The organism is Neisseria musculi (assembly GCF_014297595.2).
Lineage (GTDB): Bacteria > Pseudomonadota > Gammaproteobacteria > Burkholderiales > Neisseriaceae > Neisseria > Neisseria musculi.
The window spans coordinates 1,608,691-1,628,933 of record NZ_CP060414.2 but is presented as its reverse complement, the minus strand read 5'-3'; the positions used below and the strand labels follow the sequence as shown (position 1 = coordinate 1,628,933).

Annotated in this window: 16 protein-coding genes and 1 pseudogene; 12 read left to right on the top strand and 5 right to left on the bottom strand. The window is 56.6% G+C overall.

From position 1 onward, the window contains the following. Positions 1-22: 22 nt before the first annotated feature. Positions 23-706 (bottom strand): epoxyqueuosine reductase QueH, encoded by a 684-nt coding sequence (locus H7A79_RS08470; protein WP_135036789.1) that lies wholly within the window; start codon positions 704-706, stop codon positions 23-25. Positions 707-856: 150 nt separating this feature from the next. On the opposite strand from H7A79_RS08470, the gene H7A79_RS08465 reads away from it, so the two are divergent. The 7 genes from H7A79_RS08465 (at position 857) to H7A79_RS08435 (ending at position 11,600) form a co-directional block, all read left to right on the top strand. After that, positions 857-1,834 (top strand): DNA polymerase III subunit delta', encoded by a 978-nt coding sequence (locus H7A79_RS08465; protein WP_186999940.1) that lies wholly within the window; start codon positions 857-859, stop codon positions 1,832-1,834. A 32-nt stretch (positions 1,835-1,866) separates the two neighbouring features. Next, positions 1,867-2,223 (top strand): PilZ domain-containing protein, encoded by a 357-nt coding sequence (locus tag H7A79_RS08460; RefSeq protein WP_135036785.1) that lies wholly within the window; start codon positions 1,867-1,869, stop codon positions 2,221-2,223. 162 nt (positions 2,224-2,385) lie between these two features. Next, positions 2,386-3,516 carry a succinyl-diaminopimelate desuccinylase gene (gene dapE / locus H7A79_RS08455; RefSeq protein ID WP_135036782.1) on the top strand — a complete coding sequence of 377 codons (1,131 nt, stop codon included), beginning with the start codon at positions 2,386-2,388 and terminating at the stop codon, positions 3,514-3,516. Between the two features lie 70 nt (positions 3,517-3,586). Further along, positions 3,587-4,327, top strand: a complete 741-nt coding sequence (locus tag H7A79_RS08450; RefSeq protein ID WP_186999939.1) for a UDP-2,3-diacylglucosamine diphosphatase — start codon at positions 3,587-3,589, stop codon at positions 4,325-4,327. A 223-nt stretch (positions 4,328-4,550) separates the two neighbouring features. Continuing rightward, entirely contained in the window at positions 4,551-7,406 is a 2,856-nt protein-coding gene (gcvP, locus tag H7A79_RS08445) for an aminomethyl-transferring glycine dehydrogenase (protein ID WP_186999938.1), read from the top strand. 411 nt (positions 7,407-7,817) lie between these two features. Continuing rightward, positions 7,818-10,046, top strand: coding sequence for a DNA internalization-related competence protein ComEC/Rec2 (locus H7A79_RS08440; protein WP_186999937.1), 2,229 nt, complete (start codon positions 7,818-7,820; stop codon positions 10,044-10,046). 288 nt (positions 10,047-10,334) lie between these two features. Beyond that, positions 10,335-11,600 carry an endonuclease/exonuclease/phosphatase family protein gene (locus H7A79_RS08435; RefSeq protein ID WP_246407829.1) on the top strand — a complete coding sequence of 422 codons (1,266 nt, stop codon included), beginning with the start codon at positions 10,335-10,337 and terminating at the stop codon, positions 11,598-11,600. Positions 11,601-11,777: 177 nt separating this feature from the next. Here the strand turns inward: H7A79_RS08435 and grcA are convergent, their stop codons facing one another. Beyond that, complete coding sequence (gene grcA / locus H7A79_RS08430) at positions 11,778-12,164, bottom strand: autonomous glycyl radical cofactor GrcA (protein ID WP_186999936.1); 387 nt, start codon at positions 12,162-12,164, stop codon at positions 11,778-11,780. Positions 12,165-12,434: 270 nt separating this feature from the next. On the opposite strand from grcA, the gene H7A79_RS08425 reads away from it, so the two are divergent. From H7A79_RS08425 to H7A79_RS08415, 3 genes are all read left to right on the top strand, one after another. After that, on the top strand, positions 12,435-13,772 hold the full coding sequence (locus tag H7A79_RS08425) for an anaerobic C4-dicarboxylate transporter (RefSeq protein WP_135036758.1): 1,338 nt from the start codon (positions 12,435-12,437) through the stop codon (positions 13,770-13,772). Between the two features lie 521 nt (positions 13,773-14,293). After that, complete coding sequence (gene upp, locus H7A79_RS08420; protein WP_186999935.1) at positions 14,294-14,920, top strand: uracil phosphoribosyltransferase; 627 nt, start codon at positions 14,294-14,296, stop codon at positions 14,918-14,920. Between the two features lie 172 nt (positions 14,921-15,092). Next, positions 15,093-15,410: a DUF2322 family protein gene (locus H7A79_RS08415; protein WP_186999934.1), complete on the top strand. Its 318-nt coding sequence runs from the start codon at positions 15,093-15,095 to the stop codon at positions 15,408-15,410. Positions 15,411-16,096: 686 nt separating this feature from the next. Here the strand turns inward: H7A79_RS08415 and dapD are convergent. From dapD to fur, 3 genes and pseudogenes are all read right to left on the bottom strand, one after another. Next, the gene (gene dapD, locus H7A79_RS08410; RefSeq protein WP_186999933.1) at positions 16,097-16,918 is read right to left on the bottom strand and encodes a 2,3,4,5-tetrahydropyridine-2,6-dicarboxylate N-succinyltransferase; all 822 of its coding nucleotides are present in this window, start codon (positions 16,916-16,918) and stop codon (positions 16,097-16,099) included. A 115-nt stretch (positions 16,919-17,033) separates the two neighbouring features. Continuing rightward, positions 17,034-17,762, bottom strand: coding sequence for a leucyl/phenylalanyl-tRNA--protein transferase (gene aat / locus H7A79_RS08405; protein WP_187001669.1), 729 nt, complete (start codon positions 17,760-17,762; stop codon positions 17,034-17,036). A gap of 335 nt (positions 17,763-18,097) precedes the next feature. Further along, positions 18,098-18,599: pseudogene (gene fur / locus H7A79_RS08400) on the bottom strand (ferric iron uptake transcriptional regulator). A 100-nt stretch (positions 18,600-18,699) separates the two neighbouring features. On the opposite strand from fur, the gene H7A79_RS08395 reads away from it, so the two are divergent. After that, positions 18,700-19,113: an outer membrane protein assembly factor BamE gene (locus H7A79_RS08395; protein ID WP_135036404.1), complete on the top strand. Its 414-nt coding sequence runs from the start codon at positions 18,700-18,702 to the stop codon at positions 19,111-19,113. Positions 19,114-19,128: 15 nt separating this feature from the next. Continuing rightward, positions 19,129-19,941, top strand: coding sequence for a 4-hydroxy-tetrahydrodipicolinate reductase (gene dapB / locus H7A79_RS08390; protein WP_135036401.1), 813 nt, complete (start codon positions 19,129-19,131; stop codon positions 19,939-19,941). Positions 19,942-20,243 lie beyond the last annotated feature (302 nt).

The window sequence follows — 20,243 nt, the reverse complement described above, 5'->3', positions numbered from 1 at the left end:
CAACTTTGCGACTTTATCGGGTTTAATCGTTTTCTTCTTTGCCACCGTAATATTTCACGCCGATTTTAACCGGCGCACGGCCTTGCGATTTGCGGTGGCGGTTGGTGTCGCGCAGCGAATAGGCGCAGCCGCAGTATTCCTGCTGGTAGAAATGTTCGCGCTTGCTGATTTCGATCATGCGCGCGCTGCCGCCGCCTTTGCGCCAGTTGAAGTCCCAATACACCACATCGTTGTAGGGCGCGGCGGCGCGGTGGCCGCAGTCGTTGATTTGGCTCATGTTTTTCCAGCGTGAGATGCCCAGCGAGCTGGTAAACACGGGAAAGCCGTGTTCGTGGGCATAGAGGGCGGCGCGCTCGAAACGCATATCGAAACACATGGTGCAGCGGCGGCCGCGCTCGGGATCCATTTCCATGCCTTTGGCGCGCTCGAACCAGTTATCGACATCGTAATCGGCATCGATAAAGGGAATATTGTGTTTTTGGGCAAAAGCAATGTTTTCGTTTTTGCGGATTTCGTATTCTTTTTTCGGGTGGATGTTGGGGTTGTAGAAGAAGATGGTGTAGTCGATGCCGCTGGCGAGCATGGCTTCCATCACTTCGCCCGAACAGGGGGCGCAGCAGGAGTGCAGCAGCACTTTTCTGCCGCCGCCCGGCGGGGTGAGTATGGGGCGTTCGATGGGGGTTACTTCGGGTTTGTTGTGGTTCATGTTGCCGCCGTTGAAAGATTTTCAGACGGCCGCATCGGTTAGGCCGTCTGAAAAAAAGGTTTTTGGATTAAAGCGCATTTTAGCAGAATCAAGGCCGTCTGAAAGCGGTATAATGCCTGCTTTGCGGCCGTTTTCCGTGTTTTTACTTTTATGATTTACCCCTGGCACCAAACCCAATGGCGGCAGCTTGCCCGGCACCGCAGCAGCCTGCCCAACGCCTGGCTGTTTATCGGCAGGCCAAACACCGGCAAAACTGCCTTTGCCCGCTATACTGCCCAAGCCCTGCTGTGCGAGCAGCCTGATGCGGCCGGCGGTTTTTGTGGCGTTTGCCCCTCGTGTCATCTGTTTGTGCAAAACAGCCACCCCGATTTTTACGAACTCACCCCCGAAATCCCCGATGGCGAAACGGCGGGGCGCAAATTGCTGCAGATTAAAATCGATGCCGTGCGAGAAGTGGTCGATAACATCCATCTCACTTCCGTGCGCGGCGGGCGGCGCATTGTGTTGGTGCACCCTGCCGAAAGCATGAACCTCCAGGCCGCCAACGGCCTGTTGAAAGCATTGGAAGAGCCGCCTGAAAACGTGTTGTTTCTGCTGGTTACCCATGCGCGCGACAAGCTGCTGCCCACCATCAAAAGCCGCTGCCGCCAGATGGTGCTGCCGCCGCCTTCTCACGAAGAAGCCTTGCGATATTTGCAGCAGCAGGAAACCGATAATGCCGAAAACCTGCTGGCTTTCCACGGCGGCGCACCCCTGTTCGAGCACCGGCCCGAGCTCGACAAACTGCGCGAATCGCTGCTCGAACTGTTGGCCGTCCCGCGCCTGCTGGCGATACTCGACTATGCCGCCGAGTTCGACAAACACAAGCAGCCGCTGGCCGTTTTTCTCGACTGGCTGCACAAATGGCTGCTCGATGTGGGTTTGGCGCAACAGCAGATGCCGCCGCTGTATTATCCGCAACACGCGCAGGCATCGGCGCAAACGGGCAGGCGCACATCCGGCGCGGCGCTGTTTACGCTTGCAGGCCGGCTGAACCGCTTAAGTCCTTACGGATACCACACGCTGAGTGTTAAAATGCAGATTGAAAGTTTGCTGGCCGATTATCTCGAATTCTGGCAAAACAAATAACTACCTGACACTAACAAAAGGGAAAACCAACGATGAACACCCCCCAAGATCTGCCCGGCCGCATGATGGCGCTGCAGCTGCGTGAAAAAACCGCACTCTACAACAGCTATATGCCGTTTCTCGAACACGGCGGCCTGTTTGTGCCCACCGATGATATTTTTTCGCTGGGCGATGAAGTGCTGCTGGCTTTGGAGCTCACCGACCACCCCGGCAAAAAATTCCTGCGCACCAAAGTGGCATGGATCAACCCCGCGCGCACGTCTGCCCACCGCCCCAAGGGCGTGGGGCTGGCTTTTGACGCAGACGAAATCTGCCTGCAAACCAAAATTCTGATCGAAGGCGAGCTGGGCAGCGCACTGCGCAGCGACCGGGTAACGTTTACCCTGTAAGCGCAGATTGTTTTAGCACCTGCGGTATTTCAGACGGCTCCAATCCGTTGTGCGGATATTGCAGGCCGTCTGAATCATGATTGGGAGCGGCTTTCCCGCAACACAATATTTCCCCGCCGCAGTGCCGCCCGAAAAGGCCGTCTGAAACCGACAGGAAACGCTATGAACGACACCGCATCACTGGATTTGGCCAAACAACTGATTGCCCAAGCATCGGTTACGCCCGATGATAAAAACTGCCAGCAGATTTTGGCCGAACGCTTGCAAAACATAGGCTTCACCATTGAAGAAATGCATTTCGGCAACACCAAAAACATTTGGGCGCGGCGCGGCAGCAGCGCACCGCTGTTATGTTTTGCGGGGCATACCGATGTGGTGCCGCCCGGGCCTTTGGCGCAGTGGCAGTCGCCGCCGTTCGAGCCGGCAGAGCGGGAGGGCAGGCTGTTCGGGCGCGGCGCAGCCGATATGAAAACCGCCATCGCCTGTTTCGTAACCGCCTGCGAGCGTTTTGTGGCGGCCCATCCCAACCACACCGGCAGCATCGCGCTGCTGATTACGTCTGACGAAGAAGGCGATGCACTTGACGGCACCACCAAAGTGGTGGACGCGCTCAAAGCGCGTGGCGGGCAGATAGACTATTGCATCGTGGGCGAACCTACCGCCGAGAAGGTGTTGGGCGACACCATAAAAAACGGCCGGCGCGGCTCGCTCTCGGGCAATCTGACCGTAAAAGGCAGGCAGGGGCATATTGCCTATCCGCACCTGGCGGCCAACCCCATACATATTTTTGCGCCCGCGCTGGCCGAATTGGCCGCCGAAAAGTGGGATAACGGCAATGAATATTTTCCGCCCACCGGCTTTCAGGTTTCCAATATCAACGGCGGCACCGGTGCCGCCAACGTGATACCCGGCACGCTCAATGTTCAATTTAATTTCCGTTTTTCCACCGAATCTACCGAAGCAGGCCTGAAGCAGCGGGTTCATGCCGTGCTCGACAAACACGGCGTGGATTATGATTTGGAATGGGCGTATTCCGGCCGGCCGTTTCTCACCGAAGCCGGCAGGCTCACCGACACCGCCCGCCGCGCCATTGCCGCCGTGTGCGGCGTGGAGGCAGAGCTTTCTACCGGCGGCGGCACTTCAGACGGCCGCTTTATCAAAGCCGTGGCCGCCGAGCTGATCGAGCTGGGTTTTGTGAACGCCACCATCCATCAGTCCAACGAAAATGTATTGCTCGAAGATATTTCCAAACTCTCATCGGTGTATGAACACATGATGGCAGAGCTGCTGTAAACAGCGGGTTTTATAGAACGGCACAAATCCGTTATGATGCCGTCTGAACAAACCAAACCGATGCCCAGCCATGCCGCAAACCCTGTTTATCGCCGATCTGCATTTGTCTGACGACACCCCCGCGCTCAACCGCCTGTTTCTGCAATTTCTGCGGGCGCAGCAGGGCAGGGCGGATGCGCTGTATATACTCGGCGATTTGTTTGAAGTGTGGCTGGGCGACGATATGCCCGACACCGCCGCCGTTCAGACGGCCGCTGCGCTGAAAGCCTTCAGCCAAAGTGCGCCGGTGTATTTCATTGGCGGCAACCGCGATTTTCTGCTCGGTCGGGATTATGCCCGACGGGCGGGGATAACGTTGCTGCCCGACATTTGCGAAATCGAGCTTTACGGCACACATTATTTAATCAGCCACGGCGATGAAATGTGTACCGGCGACCTGTCCTACCAACGTTTCCGCCGCATTATCCGCCAACCGTGGCTGCAACAACTGCTGAACGCCCTGCCGCAGGGTTTGCGCCGCCGTGTTGCCGCCGCCGCCCGCGCCGCCAGCAAACGGAAAAAGCAGGCCGTGGGGCAAACGCCTGTTTCAGATGTAACCGGGCAGGGCGTTCAGACGGCCTTAAGCAACCACCCGCAAACCCAAGCCCTTATCCACGGCCACACCCACCGGCCGGCGGTGCACCAACACGGTTTCAACGGCCGCACGGTGCAACGCTATGTTTTGCCTGACTGGCACGGCGGCAGCGGCGGCTATTTGAAGGTGTCGCCGGCGGGAGTGGAAACAGTGGCGTTAACAACAGAGGCCGTCTGAATTTCAGACGGCCTCTTTCTTTACGGCATCTTTTTTAAGGAAAACATTAAAGATTTTATCCTGCAACGGCTTGATAAATCAGGGTGCGTATAATTAAGCCGATGGCAACCATTCACAGAAATTTCTGTTTAAGAAAACCCCATCAAACCCGCAAAAGCGTTTAAAATTGCCACGGTTCAAACGGCAGGCCGTTCAGGCTGCTTTTTCATGCAAAGGAAACATCATGAATTTCAACGAATTATTTGATAATAACGAATTTTCCCGCCGCCATCTCAGCTTGAACGATGAGGCCGCGCTGCTCTCTGCGTTGGGTGAAAAAGATATGACCGGCTTTATCGGCAACACTGTTCCCGAGAGCATTCGGATGCCGTCTGAACTCAATCTGCCCGAAGCACTCACCGAGGCCGATGCGCTGGCCAAGCTCAAAGCAGTTGCCGCGCGCAACCAAGTGAACAAAAGCTATATCGGGCTGGGCTATTACCCGACCCGCCTGCCCAATGTGATTCTGCGCAACGTGCTGGAAAACCCCGGCTGGTACACCGCCTACACGCCGTATCAGGCCGAAATCGCACAGGGGCGTTTGCAGGCACTGCTCAATTTCCAACAAGTGTGTCTGGATTTAACCGGTTTCGACACTGCCGGCGCATCACTGCTCGATGAGGCCACCGCCGCTGCCGAAGCAATGGCGATGGCCAAGCGCGTGGGCAAAGTGAAAAGCAACCGTTTCTTTGTGGACGGGCGCGTGTATCCGCAAACGCTGGACGTGATGCAGACCCGCGCCAAATATTTCGGTTTCGAATTGGTGGCGGGCGATATTCAGACGGCTGCCGAAGGCGATTTTTTCGGCGCGCTGTTCCAATATGCCGGCAAAGACGGCGATGTTGTGGATTTGCAGGAGATTATCGGCCGTCTGAAAGAAAAAGGCACGGTGGTGGCGGTGGCTGCCGATGTGATGAGTTTGGTGTTGTTGAAGTCTCCCGCCGAGATCGGTGCCGACATTGCCTTGGGCAGCACCCAGCGTTTCGGTGTGCCGATGGGCTTCGGCGGCCCGCACGCGGCTTATTTTGCGTTTAAAGACGAATACAAACGCTCCGCTCCGGGGCGCATCATCGGCGTGTCGAAAGACGCGGCAGGCAAACCCGCGCTGCGCATGGCACTCTCCACCCGCGAGCAGCACATCCGCCGCGAAAAAGCCACTTCCAACATCTGCACCGCGCAGGCGCTGCTGGCCAATCTGGCCGGCATGTATGCCGTTTACCACGGCCCCGAAGGCGTGAAGCGCATTGCCAGGCGTATTCATGCGCTGGCCGCCGCGTTTGCTGCCGCGCTGAAAAATTCAGACGGCCTCAGAGTGGTGCACGAAGTGTTTTTCGACACCGTGGCGGTGGATTGCGGCAGCAGCGAGAAGGCAGACGAAATCTACCGCAACGCATTAAACGCCGGCTTCAATCTGCGCCGCGCGGGCGACAATGTGCTGGCTGCCGCTTTCCACGAAGAAAGCAGCCGCGAAGATTTGGCTGTGCTGCATACGTTGTTTACAGGCCAATCCACGCTCTCACTGCCCGCCGAAGCGCCGCAATGCCTGCCGGAAAACCTGTTGCGCAGCGATGCCATTCTCACCCACGAAGTGTTCAACTGCTACCACACCGAACACGAAATGCTGCGCTACCTGAAAAAACTGGAAGACCGCGACCTGGCCATGAACCGCAGCATGATTTCGCTGGGCAGCTGCACCATGAAGCTCAACGCCACCGCCGAAATGCTGCCGGTTACCTGGCGCGAATTTGCCGACATCCACCCGTTTGCTCCCGCAGACCAAGTGCAGGGTTACCAGCAACTGCTGCACGATTTGCAGCAACAGCTCAAAGCCGTTACCGGCTTTGATGCGGTGTCGATTCAGCCCAATTCCGGCGCGCAGGGCGAATATACCGGCCTGCTGTCTATCCGCCGTTTCCACGAAGCCAACGGCCAAAGCAGCCGCAACGTATGCCTGATTCCCCAATCCGCCCACGGCACCAACCCCGCCACCGCCACGATGCTGGGTATGAAAGTGGTGGTGGTGAAAACCGATGAAAAAGGCAATGTCGATATCGAAGACCTCAAAGCCAAAGCGGCCGAACACCAAGAGCATTTGGGTGCGCTGATGATTACCTATCCTTCCACCCACGGCGTGTATGAAGAAGGCATCCGCGAAATTTGCCGAATCATTCACGACCACGGCGGCCAGGTGTATATGGACGGTGCCAACATGAACGCCCAAATCGGCATCATGCAGCCTGCCGAAGTGGGCGCAGACGTGCTGCACATGAATCTGCACAAAACCTTCTGCATCCCCCACGGCGGCGGCGGCCCCGGCATGGGCCCCATCGGCCTGAAAGCCCATCTCGCCCCGTTTGTCCCCAGCCACACCGTAACGCCGGTTGAAGGCGCAACCGAAGGCATGGGCGCTGTTTCCGCCGCGCCCTACGGTTCGGCCGGCATTCTGCCGATTACTTGGATGTATATCACCCTGATGGGCAAACAGGGCATGGAGCAGGCAACCCGTTGGGCGCTCTTGAACGCCAACTATGTCGCGAAAAAGCTCAGCGAAGACTACCCGATTCTCTACACCGGTAAAAACGGCCGCGTGGCGCACGAGTGCATCGTTGATCTGCGTCCGCTGAAAGCCGAGAGCGGCATCACCGAAACCGACATCGCCAAACGTCTGATGGATTACGGTTTCCACGCCCCCACCGTGTCGTTTCCCGTGCCCGGCACGCTGATGATCGAGCCCACCGAGAGCGAGAGCAAAGCCGAACTCGACCGCTTTATCGCCGCCATGAAAGCCATCAAGCAGGAAGTGCTGAAAGTGCAGAACGGCGAATGGCCGAAAGACGACAACCCGCTGGTGAAGGCACCGCACACCGCCAATGACGTGGCCGGCGAATGGAAGCGCGCCTACAGCCGCGAAACTGCCGTATTCCCGCTGCCTTATGTGCGCGAACACAAATTCTGGCCGAGTGTCAACCGGGTGGACGATGTTTACGGCGATAAAAACCTAGTCTGCACCTGCCCGCCGCTGCAAGCATATGAGGATTGATCCGGCTTGACCGGATTGCAAACAGGCCGTCTGAAAAATTTCAGACGGCCTGTTGTTATGGCAGCCGGTTTTAGGCTGAACTTTATTATTGCTTTCTGTTACGCCCGGTTTTGGCACGGGTATTTTTGAGATCGCTGCGGGCTGTGTTCCGGCCGTCTGAAACCTCTACGGCCGCTGTTGCCGCATAGGCCCATTCAATCCACTCTGTTTCCGTTACGGTATGGTTGTGCCTGAGTTTAAGCAGTGCCGGCGGCCGGTTGTTTTGTGATGGAAATGGAGTGGATGCACGATGCCTGTGCTGCGCCCCGTTTGCCGCTGTGTGCTTATTTTGCGGATAGACGCTGCCGCTGATTGCCGCCAGCTCATGCGGTTTATATAATACCTTTATTTATTATTTTGAAAGCAATCATAATGCCGAAACCGTGGCTGCTGCTGTGGGCGGCGGGCGTTGCCGCTTCGTTCGCCCTGCCTGCCGTGCCTTCTTGGACGCTATTGGCAGCGGTATGGCTGTGTCTGCTGGTATCGGCTTGGCGGTTTCGGGCGGCGGCGTGGCTGCTGTTGTGTTTGAGTGGTGCCTTATACGGCATCTGGCGCACGCAGTCGGCGCTGGATAAACAATGGCCGCTGTTTCAGACGGCTCCGGCGGCCTTAACCATCGAAGTAGCAGATTTGCAGCGGCGCGATGATCAGCGGGTGCGTTTCACGGCAAAAGCGGTGGACGGCGGCGGGCGGCAATACCGCCTGCAGTTGGCAGACTACCAACTGCGCGACTGGCCGGCGGGCAGCCGCTGGCAGGTGCAGGCACGGGTGAGGCCGCCGGTAGGCGAGGCAAACCGTGTCGGCGTCAACCGCGAAGCGTGGGCTTTGAGCAACGGCATCGGCGGCGTGGGCACGATCGGTAAAGAGCGGCAGGCGCTGCCCGGCGGCAGCCCGCCGCTGCTGCTGCGGTGGCGGGAATACATCAGCCGCCGCTGGCAACACACCGATACACACGGGCAGGATTTTTCAGACGGCCTTGCCTTGATGCGGGCGTTGGGCATAGGCGAGCAGTCGGCCTTGAGCGGGCAGGCGTGGCAGTCGTTCCGGCCTTTGGGGTTGAACCATCTGGTGAGCATTTCCGGCCTGCATGTGGGCATGGTGGCAGTATTGGCGGGCTGGCTGGCGAAATGCGGGTTGCGGGTGTTGCCGCAGGTGCCGGCAACACCGCGCCTTTGGGTGCTGGCGGCAGGTTTGTCGGCGGCGGTGTGTTATGCGGGTTTGGCAGGGTTTGCGGTGCCGACCCAGCGCAGTGTGCTGATGCTGCTGGCGTTGGCATGGGCATGGTGGCGGGGGAGCGGCGCATCGGCGTGGAGGGGTTGGCAGCAGGCGTTGGCTTGGGTGTTGCTGTTTGATCCGACTGCGGTTTTGGGCGCGGGGTTTTGGCTGTCGTTCGGTTTGGTGGGGGCGTTGCTGTGGGCTTCGGCAGGCCGTCTGAACGAGCACGGGCTGCGGGTGGCGGTGCGCGCGCAATGGGCGGTAACGGCGGTGTCTGTGGTGGCACTGGGCAGCCTGTTTGCTTCGCTGCCGCTGTTGAGCCCATTGGTAAACGCGGTAGCGATTCCGTGGTTTTCGTGGGTATTGGTGCCGTTGGCGCTGGCCGCTTCGCTGCTGCCGTTGGCGCCTTTGCAGTGGCTGGCGGCTGCGGCGGGCGAATATACGCTGCGGCTGGTGAAGCTGGTGGCGCAGGCTGCGCCCGAATATGTCGTGGCTGCTGCACCGCCGTTGTTATTGCCGCTGGCGGTGGCGGCGGCTTTAACCGTGTTGCTGCCGCGCGGCTCGGGTTGGAGGCCGTGGGGGTGGCTGGTGTTGGCGGGTTTTGTGTTTTACCGCCCGAGCGTGCCGCAGCCGGGCCGTCTGAACGTTACCGTTTGGGATGCGGGACAGGGTTTGTCGGTGTGGATGCAAACCCGCAACCATAATTTGTTGTTCGACACGGGCACCGAAACGGTTGCAGCCGCGCAGATTCTGCCCAATCTGAATGCGGCGGGCGTGCGCCGTTTGGACGCGCTGGTGTTGTCGCACCACGATGCCGACCACGACGGCGGTTTTACAGCTTTAGTGCAGGCCAAAAAACCGCGCGAAATTCTGGCGGGGCAGCCGCAGTTTTACCCGCAGGCGGAGCTTTGCAGAGAAAAACAATGGCAATGGGACGGCGTGTATTTTGAATGGCTCAGGCCGTCTGAAAACAAAACGGCGCAGGATAACGACCAAAGCTGCGTTCTGCGCGCAGTGGCGGGCGGGCAGGCGCTGCTGGTAACGGGCGATTTGGGGCGGCGCGGCGAGCGGGAGCTGGTGGAACAATACGGCAGGGGGTTGCTCAGCCAGGTGTTGGTGTTGGGGCATCACGGCAGCGACTCTTCATCATCGAGTGCGTTTCTCAACGTGGTGTCGCCGCAATATGCCGTGGCTTCCAGCGGCTTTGCCAATGCCTACAAACACCCTGCCGCTGCGGTGCAAAACCGTGTGAAGGCGCACGGCGCAACTTTGTTGAGAACAGATTTGTCGGGCGCGCTGGTGTTTGAATTGGGGGCGGGAGAAGAGGTGTTTCAAGGCCGTCTGAAAAAGGCTAAGTTTTATTGGGAGAAGAAGCCGTTTGAATAAGGTTTTGTTTGGCGGTAAGCCGCAGACAGCGCGGGCGGCATAAGCCTGCTCTGCCGCCGGGCCGGCTGGTAAAGCCGCTCTCTTGCGGCCGGGGCGCGGCAACACCGTAACGGCATCAAGCGGATTCATTATTGTGTTTGCCGGGGGGATAAACGATAGAAAATTATCGGGCACAAGGTGCGGAATACCGGGCAAAGGGCAAAGGGCAAAGGGCGCGCGGCATTTTACTTTATCTGCCCCGGCTGGTTTTCAGACGGCCGGTTGCGGGATAAAAAAGCATCGGCTATAGTGGGTTTGCACATTTCGCTGTCGAGCAGCAGATATGGCATATGCGGTAAGGCTGCGGCAGAAATGTGCGAATACGCCATACCGTTTGCAGCCGATACCTGCAAACGGCCTGCGCCTGAAATTCCGATTTTGTTTTTGGTAATGTTTATGCCCGATTTTTCACTGGCCGAGCGGCTGTTGTTTGCCCTGTTGTGCGTGCCGGTTTTGGCCACGCTGCTGCCGTTGGCGAACCTTAATCATTGGTCGTTCCGCATTTTCGATTTTCCGCGCCCGCAAATTGCTGCGTTGAGCCTGTTGTGTGCCGTGTCCAACTATGCTTTGCTGCAACACGGTCATTGGCTGTTTGTGGTGTTTGAAATATTGAATGTGTGCTGTTTTGTTTACCAATTGAAAGAAATATCCGCCTATACGCGCTTATCGAAGCCGGAAGTGCTGCATTATCAGGGCGAAGACAATGGGCGCACAGTGTCGCTGATTACCGCTAATGTGCTCACCGGCAACCGCCGTTTTGAGTTGCTGCTCGAGCAGATAAGCCGCTACAGCCCCGATGTGGTGCTGACGCTGGAGAGCGATGGTTGGTGGGAGCGGCAGCTTGCCGTGTTGGAGCGGGAGCAGGGCTACGGCTACACGGTGAAGGTGCCGCTCGACAATCTTTACGGTATGCATTTATACAGCTGCCTGCCTTTGCGCAATGCGCAAATCCGCCATTGGGTTGCCGAAGATATCCCCTCGATTGCCGCCGAAATGCAGCTGCGCTCAGGCGAATGGATACACATTTACTGCCTGCACCCGATGCCGCCCAGCCCCACCGAGGCCGACACCTCCACCGACCGCGATGCGGAGCTGCTGCTGGTGGGCAAAGAAATCGCGCAAAACAACCATTCGGTATTGGTGTTCGGCGATTTGAACGATGTGGCTTGGTCGCGCACTTCGCGTTTGTTTCAGAAAATCAGCGGCTTGTTGGATCCGCGCAAAGGGCGCGGGCTGTTCAGCACGTTTCATGCCGGCTGTCCGCTGTTCAGATGGCCGCTCGACCATATTTTCCACAGCAGTGATTTTATGATGAGCGAAATCAAGGTGTTGCCTAATATTGGTTCAGATCATTTTCCGGTGTACGGCAAGTTTCAGTTTGCTCCGGCTGCCGGGGCTGTGCAGGAAAAGGAAGCGGCCAATACAGAAGATAAACGGCAGGCGCGTGAAAAAATCGCCCAAGCACAGCCGGTTAAGGAGGTTGTGCAGGAAAAATATACCGATAACGGCAGATAGGGCGGCCGGGCGTTTCAGACGGCCAGGGGCGGATTCCATCGGCCGGATAAGGGTTGGGGGATAAGGGTGGTTGGAAAGACCTTTGCTTGTGAAGCGGGAGGCGGGAAGCGCGACAGGCGGGGAAAGAAAACAGGCCGTCTGAATCATTTTCAGACGGCCTGTTATGCGGTATGGGGATTACAGGCTGTTGGTGAATGTGCGGGCAATCACATCGCGCTGCTGCTCGGGGGTGAGCGAGTTGAAACGCACGGCGTAGCCCGATACGCGGATGGTCAGCTGCGGATATTTGTCGGGGTTGGCCACGGCGTCTTCCAAAGTTTCGCGGGTCAGCACGTTCACGTTTAAGTGTTGGCCGCCTTCCACTTTCGGGCGGGCGGTGATGTCCAGCGGCACTTCTCTGTAGGAAACATCGCCTAAGGAGGAGAGGGCGGTAACATCGTCTTCGCGGTATTGGCTGCTTTTGGCGCACAGGCAGCGTACTTCTTGGGTTGCATCGTCAAGCAGCCAGAAAGAGTTGAGCAGGCCGGCATCGTTGCTGCGGGTGATTTGGATACCTTTGATCATGGTTTATCCTTTCGATCGGGGTGTTAAAAAATTACGTTAAAAACATTGTATACCCCGCATCTGAACGGATTTTGACTTAAATCAACTTACAAAATACTACACCCGAAGAATTGAAATTATGTCTGTTAAATAGTTAATACATTGTTTTTCAAATTTTATTTGAGTTTTTTCAGACGGCCGGCATCATGGCCGGCCCATCGGGGCAGTTTCCGGTTTTTTGGAATTATGTTACAAATAAAGATTATTTTATTTAGATGATTCAGGTAGATAATGGATATTTCTTTATTGCTGCAACTGGCTGTGTTGCTGGGGGTGATTTTTCTCGGTGTGCGCTTGGGCGGGCTGGCCATCGGCTATACCGGCGGTTTGGGTGTGGCGGTGCTGGCTTTGGTTTTGGGCATGGAGCCGGGCAAGGTTCCTTACGATGTGATTTTGATTATTATGGCGGTGATTTCGGCCATTGCCGCGCTGCAGTTGGCAGGCGGTTTGGATTATTTGGTGCGTGCCGCCGAACGCCTGCTGCGCCGCAACCCGAAAAATATTAATTTTTTGGCACCAACGGTTACTTATTTCCTTACCATTCTCGCCGGTACGGGCCATACGGCGTTTTCCATGATGCCGGTGATTGTGGAGGTGGCCAAAAGTGAAAATATCCGCCCAAGCGCGCCGCTGAGCATTGCTGTGGTGGCTTCACAGATTGCCATCACCGCCTCGCCGGTAAGTGCGGCCGTGGTGTTTATGAGCGGTATGCTCGAGCCTTTGGGAGTGAGTTACCCGAAACTGCTGCTGGTTTGGCTGGCTACCACTTACACCGCCTGTATGCTGGTGGCGCTGCTGATTAATCTGTTCGGCAATTTGGATTTGTCGAAAAGCAAGGCTTACCAACAGCGCCTGGCCGATGGTTTGGTGCAGACGCACAAGGCGGACGGGCGCGGGGAGCTGCCTGCGGGGGCGCGCACATCGGTGTGGATTTTCTTCGGCGGGGTGGTGGCGGTGGTGTTGTATGCCTGCGCGATTTCGCCTGCCGTGGGTTGGATTGAAAAACCGGTGCTGCCGCGCGATGGTGCGATTGTCAGCTTTATGATGATTATCGCCAGCCTGATTGTGATGTGCTGCAAACTCGACACCGGCAAGCTGTTGGACATGAGCACGTTTAAATCGGGCATGGCCGCCTGCGTGTGCGTGCTGGGCGTGGCGTGGTTGGGCGATACGTTTGTGAGCGGCCATATCGAGGCGGTGAAAGAAACCGCTTCGGCGCTGGTGGGCAATTATCCGTGGCTGTTGGCGGTGGCGCTGTTTTTTGCCAGCATGCTGCTGTATTCTCAGGCGGCAACGGCTAAAGCCATTATGCCTGCTGTGGTTTTGGCTTTGGGCATCACGCCGGAAAACAATTCGCAGGTGTATATTTTGGTGGCCAGTTTTGCCGCTGTGTCGGCATTGTTTGTTTTGCCCACTTATCCGACCCTGCTCGGAGCGGTGCAGATGGACGATACGGGCAGCACGCGTATCGGCCGTTTTGTGTTCAACCACTCGTTTCTGATTCCCGGCGTATTGGCGATTGTGTTTGCCGTGGCTTTGGGTTTTGTGGTGGCGCCGTTGGTGTTGTAAGCGGGCAGACCGAAGTTTTGTGCCCGGCAGCGCCGGCGTTTCGATGATGAAACGATGGGCGGATGATTGGGGCGGCCCGTGTTGCGCGGGTGGTTTGAGAATCCGGGCAAGCGGTTCGTTACTATAGTGAATCCCTTCCTTGTCGTGTGCGTATTGCCTGCCGCTTGCCGCCCGGCACCGAAAATGAAGGGATTCACGTCTGCAAGGTTTCGGCAAAGGCCGTCTGAAATGCTTCACCACCCGTTATTTGTGCACCGGCGGTATAGCGGGGTTTGGTTTTTTCGGGGGGATTGTTACAAGAAACCAGGCCGTCTGAAAACCATGCAGCCGGCTTTCAGACGGCTTTCAGACGGCTTTTCCCGACCCTGACCTTTCAAGCCTTTCTTGAATAGCCGTATAATACGGTTCTCCCGATTGGGCGGCCGGCCGCAGACCGTATCACCGGGCGGAACCGTGCCGTATGGTTTCACAGCGGGCCGGCGCCGGCTGCCGAAACCCCACCCGATAGTAGAAAGCGCAATATGAACATCACCATTATCAACCACCCGCTGGTCAAACATAAGCTCACTCTGATGCGCGAAGCAGAATGCAGCACGTTTAAATTCCGCACCCTTACCACCGAGCTGGCGCGGCTGATGGCCTATGAAGCCACCCGCGATTTCGACACCGAAAATTATATTATCGATGGCTGGTGCGGCGAAATCGAAGGCGAGCGCATCAAAGGCAAAACCCTTACCGTGGTGCCGATTCTGCGTGCGGGATTAGGTATGCTGGACGGCGTTTTAGACTTAATCCCCACTGCCAAAATCAGCGTGGTCGGCCTGCAGCGCGATGAAGAAACCCTCAGGCCTGTGTCGTATTTTGAAAAATTTGTCGACAGCATGGATTCGCGCCCCGCTCTGATTATCGACCCCATGCTTGCCACCGGTGGCTCGATGGTTGCCACCATCGATCTATTGAAACAGAAAGGCTGCCGCAATATCAAAGCATTGGTTTTGGTGGCCGCTCCCGAGGGCGTGAAAGCCGTGAACCATGCCCACCCCGATGTTACCATCTACACCGCCGCCCTCGACAGCCACCTGAACAAACAAGGCTACATCATTCCCGGCTTGGGCGATGCCGGCGACAAGATTTTCGGCACCCGCTAACCAAACCTTTCAGACGGCCGGATAACAGTGTCCGGCCGTCTGAAAACACCCCGCTGCAGCCAAACACAGGCAGAAATACGGTAGCGGCACACAATCTTTGATGATGCTCTGCAAAAAAATCCAGCTTTTGAATCCTGCAGCCAACCTGCTTCCACCCGACAAGGATACCGCTATGAACTTCCAAGAAAATCTCGCCACTCTGCCTGCTATCGACCACTTAATCGGTTTAAACGTATGCAGCAAAAACGGCGAAGTCCTGCACCATATCCCCGCCGTGCCCGGCAAACTCGGCTCGCTCAAGCTTTATCACGCGCTGGCGCAGGAATACGGCGGCGTGCTTGACCCCGAAACCGCCGAGCGCGGCATATTTCTGTTTGCAGAACACGTTGCCGATGCCGAAGCCAACCCCGGCAAACACCCCAATATCGACCTGCTGCTGCGGGTGAAAGCGGAAAACCTGATTTTCCATCTGCAACCCGTTGCAGCGTAAGATCCGCCTTAATTGGCCGAAGTTGGGGGCGTAACCCCAGGCCGTCTGAAAATCAAAACGCCCCGAAATTTTGGGCATGATTGCGCAAGCCAAATTGCGGCAATCCAATCAATTCATTACCTGCATTAGCAAAAGAACCCAATCGGGCTCTGCGCCGGATTTGGTTTTTAAACTTATTAAAAATCAAAGTGTTATCTGATAACGCCGTATGGCGGATCTGCTTCAAAACAAGCACAAGGCTGGCTTGCGCCGCCTGCGCTGTTTCCCGTTTATTGTTTTACACTGATTTTAAAGTGGATTCCCTATCGTCTGCCCGGCGTACTAACCGGCTTCCCCGCGCACGCCGCTGTTTTCATGGCGCGGGTTTCGCGTATTTCGGACGATGCGCCGCACATCATTACGGTTTGCTGCTTAACAGGACGGTTTGTTAAGTTGCCTTTTCCGCTGCCTATTGTGCTAATCAATCTCAACAAGAAAAATCTCAACAAGAAACGCTAGGATTTGAGCGGCTCCGCAGTCTGTTCCGAAAAAAATCACAACGGCCATTTTTCCGATTTTCGGTTAGAACATACCCCTTCATTTCCGGCACCCGGCAAGCTGCAAACAGTAGGGTGGGGCAGTGCCGTAACGGAAATAAAGGGGTTCCACTGTATCTCTGCTTTTGGCAAAGATTGGCAAGAGTGGGGTTAAACGCCGCGCAGCAGTTCGTTTACGCTGGTTTTGGCGCGCGTTTGCGCATCTACTTTTTTCACGATAACGGCACAGTAAAGGCTGTATTTGCCATCGGCAGCGGGCAGGCTGCCCGACACCACCACCGAGCCGGCGGGTACGCGGCCATAGTGGATTTCGCCGGTTTCGCGGTCATAGATTTTGGTGGACTGGCCGATATACACGCCCATTGAAATCACACTGCCTTCTTCCACAATCACGCCTTCCACGATTTCGCTGCGTGCGCCGATAAAGCAGTTGTCTTCGATGATGGTGGGCGTGGCCTGCAAAGGCTCGAGCACGCCGCCGATGCCCACGCCGCCCGACAAATGCACATTTTTGCCGATTTGGGCGCACGAGCCGACCGTGGCCCAGGTATCGACCATCGTGCCTTCATCGACATAAGCACCGATGTTTACATAAGAGGGCATCAACACCACGTTTTTCGCCACAAAGCTGCCACGGCGGGCAACGGCACCGGGCACTGCGCGGAAACCGGCGGCTTTGAATGCTTCTTCATCCCAATCGGCGAATTTGGTCGGCACTTTGTCGAAATATTTGTTTACGCCGTCGTTGTGCACCTGGTTGTCGGCAATGCGGAAAGAAAGCAGCACGGCTTTTTTCGCCCATTCGTTTACTTTCCACCGGCCCGTGCCCAAGCGTTCGGCCACGCGCAGCGCGCCGTTGTCGAGCAGGCTGAGGGTTTCTTCAACGGCCTGCTTCACTTCGGGGGCAACGCCGGCGGGGGTGATGGCGGCACGGTTTTCAAACGCAGTTTCGATGATGTTTTGTAAAGACATTTTGTTTTCCTGTGGTGAAAAGGCTTTCAGACGGCCTAGATAAATTAAAAGAGCGTATTTTAACCTAAAAAGCAGCCGCGTGTTTTCAGACGGCCTTGATCAATTTTTCACAGAATCAGCCTATGCGGTTGGCGGTCAGCACGCTGCTGCCTATCGGGTGTGTAAGCAGTTGTGCGGCCAGCCGCCGCAGGGCAGTTTGGAAGTCTGCAAAATCCATCTGTTCGGAGCCGAAGCGGGCCAAGTGGGCGGTGTTTTGCTGGCAGTCGATTAATCCGATGCCGCGTTGTGCCAGATAGGGGACGGCGAGGGCGAAGGCGGTTTTGGAGGCATCGGCCTGCACGGCAAACATCGATTCGCCGAAAAACGCGCGCCCGATCTGCACGCCGTAAAGCCCGCCGGCCAGTTTCAGACGGCCGGTTTCATCGGGATACCAACATTCAAACGAATGCGCGTATCCCATTTGGTGCAGCTTGGTGTAGGCCTGCTGCATACCGGCGGTGATCCAAGTGCCGCTCTGCCCCGTGCGCGGGGTGGCGGCGCAGGCGGCGATAACGGCGGAAAAATTGCGGTTTGCCGTAACGGCATAGGGTTTGTTGCGCAGGTGTTTTTGCAGCGAACGGCCGATATGGATTTTAGCGGGAAACAGCACGGTGCGCGGGGCAAGGGCAAACCAGCAGACGGGCTGCCCTTCGCCATACCACGGAAAAATCCCTTGCGGATACGCGGCCAGCAGGCGCTCGGGGCTCAAACTGCCGCCCACTGCCACCAGCCCGCCGCGCTCGGCAACGGCGCGGGCAGGGTCGGGAAAACGGCAGCCGTGCGGCGGTAAAATCGGAATGTCCATTTCAAAAAAGCTGTGTTTGGGCGGGCTGCCTGTATCGTAACCCGTTTTATTTCCGTTGCGGCGGTACTGCGCCGCAACTTTAAAGAGAACGGTTTGGTGGAATGCCCGGGCGGCAGCAGAATCGGCTTCATACTCTCCGTATTGTCTGCGGCTGTTTGGCAGGGAAAATAAAGCGGATTCACGATAGGTGGATGGAAGGGAAGCGGAAAACCTACTGTCGGGCAGATTTTGTACCGACCATAAATCGTGATAAACCATAAACCGTACGCTGAAACATTTCAGACGGCCTGAGTGATGATTCAGGCCGTCTGAAAACCGGGGCAGGGCAGGCGCAATCAGCGTTTGCTTTTTTGCTGGCACGGGCTGCACACGCCATACATATACAAAGCGTGATCCACCACTTGATAGCCGTTTTCTTCGGCGATTCTGTCTTGCAGGCGTTCGATTTCTTCGTTGTGGAACTCGGTTACCCTGCCGCATTTGACACACACGATATGGTCGTGGTGGTCGCCCTGGTTCAGCTCGTAAACCGCTTTGCCGGTTTCAAAATGGTGGCGCAGCAGAATGCCCGCCTGCTCAAATTGGGTCAGCACACGGTAAATGGTGGCCACACCGATTTCGATGCCTTCATCGAGCAAAATACGGTAAACATCTTCGGCGCTCAGATGTTCTTCGGCGTGTGTTTCGAATAAATCCAGAATTTTCAGGCGCGGGCCGGTTACTTTCAGGCCGTTGTCTTTCAATTGGGCGATATTGTTGAAATTGTTTTCCATAATGCTCTCATACCCTTGTGGTGTAATTATCGTTATAATACGCATTTTTAGCGGCTTTGCCCACTATTTGACAATAAAGGTTTTTAATGGCCCGAACCTTTCGGGCGCATTGATCACCAACTATATCCGAGCCCGGACAGGCTGTTTGATGAAAGGTAAAACTTGTGAATAAAATTTTGTGTCCGGCCATTGCCGTCCTGCTGGGGCTGGCGGCCTGCTCTTCCGAGCGCGTATCGCATTTTCCTTCTTACAAACTGAAAGTGGTGCAGGGCAATGAGCTCGATGCCCGCGCCGTGGCATCGCTGCAATCCGGCATGAGCCGCGAACAGGTGCAGCTGCTGCTGGGTACACCGCTTTTGCGCGACCCGTTTCATGCCGACCGTTGGGACTACACGTTCAACATCGCCCGCAACGGCGTGATTTCCGAACAGCGGACACTAACCCTCTACTTCAATAACGACCGATTGGCGCGCGCCGAAGGCAATGCCATCGAATATGCCGTGCAGCAGCTTCAAGCCGGGCAGAGTGCCGAAGTGCAGCCGCAGCCACAGCCCGTGTTCAGGCCCGATGCCCAATAAACTCAGGATAAAAACATGACTGCATTAAGAATTGCCGTTGCCGGAGCCGGCGGGCGCATGGGGCGGGTATTGGTGGAGGCCGTCAGCCGCCACCCCGAAGCCATATTGAGCGGCGCACTCGAGCGCGCCGGTTCGCCGGCCTTGGGTTTGGACGCAGGCCATGCAGACGGCCTCAAAACCGGCGTAGTTATCAGCAGCGATGCCGGTGCAGTATTGGCCGCCAGTGATGTGCTGATAGACTTCACCCGCCCCGAATCCACGCTGGCCTATTTGGAGCAATGCTCCGCAACCGGCGTAAAAATGGTGATCGGCACCACAGGCTTCGATGAAGCAGGCAAAGCCGCCATTCAGACGGCCGCCGAAAAAACCGCCATCGTGTTTGCCGCTAATTACAGCGTGGGGGTCAATCTCACATTCCATATCCTCGACACCGTAGCCCGCGTATTAAACGAAGGCTACGATATCGAAATCATCGAAGCACACCACCGCCATAAAGTCGATGCCCCCAGCGGCACAGCGCTGCGCATGGGCGAAGTGATTGCCGGCGCACTCGGCCGCGATTTGAAGCAATGCGCTGTTTACGGCCGGCAAGGGCACACAGGCGAACGCGATCCGCAAACCATCGGCTTTGCCACCGTGCGCGGCGGCGACATTGTCGGCGACCACACCGCCTTGTTTGCGGCTGACGGCGAGCGGGTGGAAATCACCCACAAAGCCTCCAGCCGCATGACTTTTGCCGCCGGCGCCGTGCGTGCAGCGGTATGGCTGGCCGCCCGTCCAAACGGCTTGTTTGATATGCAGGACGTTTTGGGTTTGAGAAAACAGTAGGCCGCTGTTTGATTTTATTTGGCAGCAAACCTCAGACCGTTTGAAAATATGAACTGCGCCCCAAAAGTTGGACACTTTCCAACCCATTAAGGTGCAGTTTTCTTATATCTCAATATACCCCTGTTACCCGGTGCGCAGCCAACAGTGTACCGTATAGCACTTCAACATCTCACGCATACGCCTGTATCGTTGGATATCGGCCCTTTAGCCGCACTTCAAAACCCGTAGGCTGTCCTATGAAGGAGTGTTCCCTTTTTTGTAGCCAATCCCGACCACGAAAAAACCAGGAGGAACCGATTGGA